The 2,279-nt window shown below is 70.9% G+C and carries 1 protein-coding gene; it reads right to left on the reverse strand.

What is annotated here, in order from left to right; translation table 11 throughout:
- A partial coding sequence (gene topA, locus AB0B91_RS65215; RefSeq protein ID WP_358343043.1) for a type I DNA topoisomerase occupies window positions 1–2,013 on the reverse strand: 2,013 nt, incomplete at its 3' end.
- Between the last annotated feature and the right edge of the window lie 266 nt (window positions 2,014–2,279).

Consider the following 2,279-nt stretch of genomic DNA (forward strand, 5'->3'; position numbering starts at 1 on the left):
GCCCTCCTCGCCCTCGGCGGCCGGCGCCTGCTGCTCGCCCGGCACCGCCCGCTGGAGGTACGGCCCGTAGCGGCCCACCCGCACGACGACCTCGCGGCCCTCGTCGTCGGTGAAGAGCGGGATCGAGTTGACGCTGCGCGCGTCGATCTCGTTGAGGTTCTCGGTGACCAGCTTCTTCAGCCCGCCCGAGCGGGCGATGTCCTGGTCGCCGGCACCGTTGGCGCTGCCGAAGTAGAACGCGGTGAGGAAGTCGACGGCAGCGTGGTCACCACCGGCGATCTCGTCCAGCTCGTTCTCCATGCTGGCGGTGAAGTCGTAGTCGATCAGGCGCGGGTAGTGCCGCTCCAGCAGGCCGATCACCGCGAACGCCAGGAAGGTCGGGATCATCGCCTGGCCGCGCTTGGTCACGTAGCCGCGGTCCTGGATGGTCTGCATGATCGACGCGTACGTCGACGGGCGGCCGATGCCCAGCTCCTCCAGTGCCTTGACCAGCGACGCCTCCGTGTAGCGCGACGGCGGCTGGGTGTGGTGGCCCTGCGCGGCCAGCTCGTCGGCGGTGAGCGGCTGGTCCTTGACCAGGTTGGGCAGGCGGCGCTCGGCGTCCTCGGCCTCGGCGTTCTCGTCGTCGCTGGACTCGACGTACGCCCGCAGGAAGCCCGGGTCGGTGATGGTCTTGCCGGTCGCGCCGAAGTCGGCCTCCTCCTGGGCGGAGGAGACGGCGCGGATGCGCACCGAGACGCTGGAGCCGACGGCGTCGGTCATCTGCGAGGCGATGGTGCGCCGCCAGATCAGCTCGTAGAGCTTGAACTCCTCGGCCGACAGCTCCTTGGCCACGTCGCCCGGGGTGCGGAAGTTGTCCCCCGCCGGGCGGATCGCCTCGTGCGCCTCCTGCGCGTTCTTCACCTTGCCGGTGTAGCGGCGCGGCTCCGGCGGCACGCTGCGCTCGCCGTACAGCTCGACGATCTGCCGGCGGGCCGCCGCGATGGCGGTCTCCGACAGGTTCACCGAGTCGGTACGCATGTAGGTGATGTAGCCGTTCTCGTAGAGGCGCTGCGCGGTGCGCATCGTCTGCTGCGACGAGAACCGCAGCTTGCGGGCCGCCTCCTGCTGGAGGGTGGAGGTGATGAACGGCGCGTACGGGCGGCGGCGGTAGGGCTTCTCCTCGACCCGGGTGACGGTGAACGGCCGGCCCTCCAGGCGGGCCGCGAGCCCCCGGGCGCCGCCGGAGTCGAGGTGCACGACGCCGGCGCCGGCCTTCACCCGGCCGGTGGTCGGCTCGAAGTCCTTGCCGGTGGCGATCCGGTCACCGTTCAGCGCGACCAGGGTGGCGTTGAAGGTGCGCGGCCCCTCACCGGCGTTCGCGACGGCCAGCGTGGCCAGGATGTCCCAGTATTCCGCCGTGCGGAAGGCCATCCGCTGCCGCTCGCGCTCCACCACGATCCGGGTCGCCACGGACTGCACCCGGCCCGCCGAGAGCTTCGGCATGACCTTCTTCCACAGCACGGGTGAGACCTCGTAGCCGTAGAGGCGGTCGAGGATGCGCCGGGCCTCCTGGGCGTCGACCAGGTCCCGGTCGATCTCGCGGGGGTTGGCCACCGCGGCCTGGATGGCCGGCTTGGTGATCTCGTGGAAGACCATCCGCTTGACCGGCACCTTGGGCTTGAGGGTCTCCACCAGGTGCCAGGCGATCGCCTCGCCCTCGCGGTCCTCATCCGTCGCCAGGAAGATCTCGTCGACCTCCTTGGCGAGCTTCACCAGCTTGCTGATCTGCTGCCTGCGGTCGGCGGAGACCACGTAGAGGGCGTGGAAACCGTTGTCGACGTCCACCCCGAGACGGGCCCAGGGCTCGCCCTTGTACTTCGCCGGCACGTCGGCGGCGTTGCGCGGGAGGTCCCGGACGTGGCCGAAGCTGGCCTCCACGACGTACCCCGGGCCGAGATAGCCCGAGATCGTCTTGGCCTTCGCCGGTGACTCGACGATGACCAGACGGGTGGTTCCAGCTTTGCTCGGCACGTCTCTCCCCGACCTCACTCCTGCTCGTAGCCACCGGCGCCCGGTTCGGGCCGCATTCGGCCCGCCGACCCCCGGCGGTCCGGATGTCCAACGTAACGCGCCGCCCGCGTTTCGGGTTTCGCGGGCGGCAAACCGTCCCGTGGGGCGGCCTCTTCGATCCACCGGCGGCTGGGCGTGCCGGACGGCGCCACCGTACACCGTGCGTGTGCCGTCGGGCGGGACACTGTGACGATGGCGGACCCTCGGCCGAGGCGTCACCCGGCCGT

Source organism: Nonomuraea sp. NPDC049141 (assembly GCF_040648415.1).
Lineage (GTDB): Bacteria > Actinomycetota > Actinomycetes > Streptosporangiales > Streptosporangiaceae > Nonomuraea.